The sequence below is a fragment of the Acetatifactor sp. genome (assembly GCF_982438285.1).
This window is the reverse complement of record NZ_CEWDFQ010000180.1, coordinates 1-6,320: the sequence shown is the minus strand read 5'-3', so window position 1 is coordinate 6,320 and position 6,320 is coordinate 1. Positions and strand designations below refer to the sequence as shown.

Annotated in this window: 6 protein-coding genes; all 6 read right to left on the bottom strand. The window is 47.5% G+C overall.

Going from position 1 to position 6,320, the window contains the following annotated elements; translation table 11 throughout:
* Window positions 1–40 precede the first annotated feature (40 nt).
* The gene (locus AC1WIP_RS09835; RefSeq protein WP_481141670.1) at window positions 41–808 is read right to left on the bottom strand and encodes a YlmH/Sll1252 family protein; all 768 of its coding nucleotides are present in this window, start codon (window positions 806–808) and stop codon (window positions 41–43) included.
* A 7-nt stretch (window positions 809–815) separates the two neighbouring features.
* Window positions 816–1,592: a ZIP family metal transporter gene (locus AC1WIP_RS09830; RefSeq protein ID WP_481141669.1), complete on the bottom strand. Its 777-nt coding sequence runs from the start codon at window positions 1,590–1,592 to the stop codon at window positions 816–818.
* Between the two features lie 33 nt (window positions 1,593–1,625).
* On the bottom strand, window positions 1,626–3,251 hold the full coding sequence (locus tag AC1WIP_RS09825; RefSeq protein WP_481141668.1) for a hypothetical protein: 1,626 nt from the start codon (window positions 3,249–3,251) through the stop codon (window positions 1,626–1,628).
* Between the two features lie 21 nt (window positions 3,252–3,272).
* Window positions 3,273–4,202 (bottom strand): TIGR03943 family putative permease subunit, encoded by a 930-nt coding sequence (locus AC1WIP_RS09820; protein WP_481141667.1) that lies wholly within the window; start codon window positions 4,200–4,202, stop codon window positions 3,273–3,275.
* Window positions 4,203–4,264: 62 nt separating this feature from the next.
* On the bottom strand, window positions 4,265–5,362 hold the full coding sequence (locus tag AC1WIP_RS09815) for a CobW family GTP-binding protein (protein WP_481141666.1): 1,098 nt from the start codon (window positions 5,360–5,362) through the stop codon (window positions 4,265–4,267).
* 135 nt (window positions 5,363–5,497) lie between these two features.
* Window positions 5,498–6,320: glucuronyl esterase domain-containing protein (locus AC1WIP_RS09810; protein WP_481141665.1), on the bottom strand; the 823-nt coding region annotated here is incomplete at its 5' end.

Below are 6,320 nucleotides of genomic sequence, written 5' to 3'. Positions count from 1 at the left end.
TTGCACAACTGTGTAATGATACATATTCTCACCCTCATTTCTATCTGAACACGGCTACCTCCACATTCAGCTTCCCCTTTCTCGTCTCTCCCGCCTGGCCCGTATAAACAAATTTTCCAAAGCCTCTGGCGTTTACCGTCTCGCCGCCCTTAAGCAGCCTGGAGTTACTCTCGCACAGCCTGCCGTCTACAAAGACACGCCCGGCCCGAAACAGCTCCAGACAGTCGCTCCTTGATTTGTTATATACCTTCGCAAGCAAAGCATCCACTCTTGGGGAGGACACTTGGATTCTCTGGCGCACCGGCTCCTCCATTGGAATTTCCTCAAAATTCTCCGTAATTGCGCAGGTCACGCTGGTGTGCCTGACCTGGGTAAGCTGCTCACAGATATAGTCTCCCATGGAATCCGCACAAAACAGATACGCCTCCTTATCTCCCACCATGATATCCCCCAGGGTGCTTCTCTCGATTCCAAGATTCATCAAAGCCCCCAGAAAATCCCTGTGGGAGAGGCTGTCAGCAAATTTTGCAGCCACCGGACGGATATGGATACAGACAATGGGGAAATGCACATCATACCCAAACTCCTGTGGACTTCCAAACCGAAGCATCCTTCTCTCCGCATTCTCTCTTCCCCCAAAAAGAGTACAGCCTGCATAAGACAGTTCCCTTTCCAGACGAAAGAAAGCATCCTGCTCCGAAAGCCCCAAAAAGCCGGTGAAGGTAAACAAATTCTGCTGAAAAGATTTCTCCGCCAGCTCCCTGAGTCTATTGTTCAGCTTTTGTATGTCTTTTTCCTTTTCCTGCATTCCTTTTTCACCCTAACGCTATGTCAAGCACCATCATAAGAGAAAAGCCTATGGCAAAGGCTATGGTGCCTATATTGGAATGGCTGCCCGTGCTGGCCTCCGGTATCAGCTCCTCCACCACCACATAAATCATAGCTCCCGCTGCAAAGGAAAGCATATAGGGAAGAATAGGCGTTACCACTCCCGCAAGGCCGATGGCCAAAAGGGCTCCCAGCGGCTCTACCGCCCCCGACAAGGTTCCCAGCAAAAAGGATTTTGCTCTGCTGTTTCCCTCGCTGCGAAGGGGCAGGGAGATAATGGCTCCCTCCGGAAAATTCTGCAGCGCAATTCCCAGGGACAGGGCTAATGCCCCCGCCATGGTAACAGAGCCTTCCCCGCTTAAAACCCCCGCAAAAATAGCGCCGCAGGCAGCTCCCTCTGGAAAATTATGAATGGTTACCGCAAACAAAAGCATTGCAGTCCTTCCAAAGCCGCTCTTTCGTCCCTCCGGCACATTGCTGCCCATATGCAGGTGGGGAACCAGACTATCCAGCAAAAGAAGGAACAAAATTCCAAGAAGAAAGCCTGCAACCGCCGGTATAAACGCAAGCTTCCCCATCTCCCCGCTCATGTCCATAGCAGGAATCAAAAGGGACCACACGGAGGCCGCCACCATAACCCCCGCAGCAAACCCGGTAAACATTCTCTGGACATTGGGTCCAATTTGATTTTTCAGAAAAAACACACAGGCCGCTCCCAGGGCGGTTCCTAGAAACGGTATCAGAAGTCCGATAATTATATTCATAATGCTGTCTGAGCCTTTCTCTTTTCCACTAAATTATTTTATGTCAACTGCTTTTCTCTTCATCCATATTTTAGGAGTAATACAAAGCAGAAACAAAATACTCTGCCCTGGATACCACACGCACTCCAGCATTCCAAATCCCACAAATACAAGCCATACCAATAATGGCAAAAGAGAATACCTCTCTTTTCTAAAAAACGCGGCCAAAAGCGCCTTTTTCCCCATCCATACAATCAAAACCGCAAAACAAAGACCTGCAGGTATCCCATAAAAAAATGCTATCTGTAAAAAAACATTCTGGGCATGCCAGGAATGATACCCCTCTGTAATCTGAAAATAGCCCTCGCTTGGACTATGGCCAAAAAAATTCAGGCCTTGCACATATTTTTTAAAAATTTCGATTCTGATTTTCCCTGAACTTTCAGCATCGCTGCCCTGAAGCAGTCCATTGTCAATGCTTTCGCTTTCTGCCGACAAAGCAGAAGAATAGGATACAGGACCTGCAAACAGCGAATGTATTTTTTCTTGTTCCAGCAAAATCTCTTCCTCCTGTCTGGCATTTGTCAGACTCATCCGTCCAAGAAACTCACTGAAAAATTCTTCTAGGGAAACATATTTATCTGAATTGGAAGGATCAAAGGAATGCACTTTGTCTGTAGAATATTCTCCTTCCCACCAAACAGGATGATGAAGAATTGTGGGAAGATACCGAATGCAAAGATAAACAAGGGGAAAGGTAAGTACTATTGCAAAGCATCCCATAGCCACTATTCGCACAAGTTTTGAGAACTGCAGCCTTTTTTTCACTGAAAATTCCAATCCTGCATATATAAGCGTCACTCCCACAATCACCAAAAAAGCGGTTCTCGATATGGTAAACAGTGTAAAATTGAACAATCCTCCCGCCAGCACGCCATAAAAAAGCAACAGAAAAATCCGGCGTTTCCTGCCTGAGGCATCTGCATCTGACACTCTCAGACAATGAAGCTTGTACAGCACCATGATATATGTGACGATATAAAAGAGCGCATTCATGTTACAGTTGCCGTATGCCCCGCTGTACCTCACAGTGTCATAGGGCCGGAAACCAAAGGCAAACGACTGAATGAGGAAAAATCCAATAATCACTCCATCTGCAAGTGATGTCCAAAGTGCTTCAGATTCCTCGGACGAATATCTGACCAGGTAAAACATTCCGAACATGAAAAAGAACCAGATCGGCCAGATCTCCCCGCTTCTGGATATCGTCATGAGAAGCGCCAGCACTGCAGCCAAAACCACCATAGATTTTTTTCGTCCCTTGATGACGGAAAAAAAATTTTTCTCCTGAAACATACGCACAGCAATAGCACCCAAAGCCCACACGGAAAGAGATGCCGTAAAATACTGTATTTCAAAAACTGTTCCCGGTGCCATTCTCCAGATAAGGTACCCCACTCCGGTTCCTGCCAGCCAAGCTGCGGTCCATAACAGATACTTCCACAGACTTTGGTTTTTCCAGGTAAAGCCGAAGGCCATCACAACTGCCAGAATCACTCCTGTCAGATTAATTGCCCCAGCCCAGTAATGCCATTTCTGGCTTCCTCTGGTCCAATCAATTATCATTATACCGGTAAAGGCAATGGTACATATCCATTTTTGCCAGTTGATTTTTTTCATTCTAATTTAATTCTCCAAGCATCAGGTAAAGCTGATAATTTCATCCTTAGGCGCCTTTGTCTTTTCCACGCTGAGCGCATGAAGAATCGGACCCTCTCCCTTGTAGTCTGCCCAATACTCCCTGGAAACAGTCGCCGTCACCTTTACCCACTCCTTCTGCTTCAGGGCGCCTGCCCCGGCAAACTGGCAGGCATAGCCCAAAAAGGCCATGTCGTCGGCACAGCAGGTCATAGCCATTCTTCCAGGCACAAAATAATCCTGCGGAAAATGATCCGGTTTTAACACCATTGCCACAAACTGCAGCTTTTTTCCGAAATACCGCTCCAGATGGTCCATGGAATCCAGGTACCAGATATCATAACCCTCATTGTCCAGGACAATGGTATCCTGATTTAAGTCATAGGGAAGATCATCCTCAAAGATTTCATCAATCTCACCATTGGAGTCCTCAAAGATTACATCAGCCGACGGATTTACTGCCTTGATATTGCGCTTATAATTATTCAGATCAGCGATTCCGTCACAACGGTTGAAGATAATCATTTCAGAATTTCGGATCATTTCCGCTAAAAGGGAACGCATATTTGTATAATACATGGGAAAGGTAGAGCCGTCAATGGTGGTGATCTGCTGCTCTATTCTCCACTGTCTCGGAAGCTTCATATTTTTAAAGTTCCACATTCCATTGTATTCTATAATGATCCGTTCCGGCTTGTGCTTTTTTTCCAGCTCCAGAAGGTGGGAGGGATTAAAATCCTCCTCCTGCTCAATCAGCTCCACTTCCGTCCTGCTCTTTTTTAAAAGCTCCTCCTCATATTCGATTTCACCCTCTTCGCATAAAAGAAGCAATGTTTTTCCCCTGATCTGAAAATAAGGCTGCCCCAGCGTAAAGGTAATAAATTCCGTCTTACCGCTTTCTAAAAAACCGTTTATCACATATACAGGCTTCATGCCGCGCTCCTGCCTTTCCAACATCCGCGAAGTATCATCACAGACTCAGCTTTCTCTTTACACTACTGCCGAAACAGCTTCCCAAGCTTTTCTTCGTCAAGCTTTGACCCGATAACGCATATCTTTCCCGTTACCATAGGCCTGCCGCTTCTCACATCATGCTCGCCCGGAACATAATCATAATAAATCCAAGAACCATCCGCTGCGGGAACCATCCCTTTTGCCCGCAGCACAGCGCCGTATTCACCGCTGTCTAAGGCCGTCAGAATCTGCTCTATTTCCTCAGCACTGTATACATTAGGCGTCTCCACACCCCAGCTGGTAAACACTTCGTCCGCATGGTGATGTCCATGCTCATGATGATGATCGTGGCAGCCACAATCGCAGTCCTCATCATGATGATGGTGGTGCTCATGGTCACAGCCCTCCTCATGGTGGTGATGGTGCTCATGGCCACAGCCCTCCTCATGGTGGTGATGGTGCTCGTGGCCGCAGCCTTCCTCATGGTGATGCTCGTGGCTGCAGGTCTCCTTAAGCATTTCCTGCATCATATCCTCCAGTCTATCCGCACCCTCAATGGTTTCCAGCACATCCTTTCCATCCAGCTGCTCCAAAGGTGTGGTAATGATGGCCGCCTTTTTGTTATACTGTCGGATCAGCTCCACACAGGTCTTGATCTTTTCCTCGGAAACCTTATCTGTTCTGCTCAAAATAACGGTTCCCGCATATTCGATCTGATTGATAAAAAACTCGCCGAAATTCTTAATATACATTTTGCACTTTGCGGCATCTACCACCGCAACGGCGCTGTTTACCTGTACATCCAGCTCCAAGGCCACATTGTCCACTGCCTTTAACACATCGGAAAGCTTTCCCACGCCGGAGGGCTCAATCAATATCCTCTCTGGCTCATAGGTTTCAATGACCTCCTTTAAGGAAGCGCCGAAATCTCCCACTAAAGAACAGCAGATACAGCCGGAATTCATCTCCTTGATCTCAATTCCCGACTCCTTCAAAAAACCGCCGTCAATGCCGATTTCGCCAAACTCATTCTCAATCAGCACCGTTTTGCTCCCTGAAAGCGCCTCCTGTAAAAGCTTCTTTATCAAGGTTGTCTTTCCTGCTCCCAGAAATCCAGACACCACATCAATCTTTGTCATTTTTCTACTTCCTTTCCTTCGGGCAGAATCTGCCCGCCACTGCCTTTTATTCTCCTCCATTATGGCTTGATTGTCAATAGGAAAAGACGCAGAGATGCTTTCTCTGCGCCCTTGCCATAACCTGTTTTACAATTACTAAAACAAAAATTTTTCATCTGCAAAATCCAGCAGAAGCTCCCACTCCATTTCCGTCATTTCATGTGCGCCCTTATGGATATAGCACCCAATTCTGCCTTCCCTATACAGCTTTTCTTCCTTTGGCTCTTTTGGCAGCTTAAGCCCCCAAAGACCATACAGTGCATAAGCCTCGGAAGCCAGTTTTGCACTTTCCAGCTCGCTTTCCGGATTCGCCCAAGAATCCTCTAAGGAACCTGTCAGATACAGAAATCTGGGGGCAATCAGCGCAAGCAGCATATGCTGGTCCACGGGAAGGTACTCCTCCTTCTCCCCATATGCCCCATAAGCCTCACAAAACCAATAGGGAAACTTCTGCGTGATCTCTTTTACCGTTTCCTTGTTTTTCTTGCCCCATCTGCTTAGGCCCGCTCCTGTACATCCGGAATGAAAGGCTGCGCAGAGCGCAAAACGCTGATCCGCCGCCGCTGTCCACAGGGCGCATTTTCCTCCCCGGGAAAAGCCCGCCAATACGCTTTTTGCCGCCAGAAGCCTGGCGTCCTGTTCTATATAATCCATGACCCGGCTAAGAGCATAGCTCCATGCCCCCATAGCGCCGCAGTCCTTTTTTCCTCTCTTCCCCGAAAGGCTCTTAAAAATCCCCTTCTCAAAAGTGTCCTCAGCATCCGGAGCCACATCCTCCACCCAGAGAAGCAAAACCGCATAGCCCCGCTGTAAAATCCGGTTCAGCGGAATTACCGCTTCCCTCTCATTGGTCAATCTCAAATAGACCACTACTTTAAAGGGACCTCTCCCCTCCGGCAGATACAATGCGAGAGGAAAG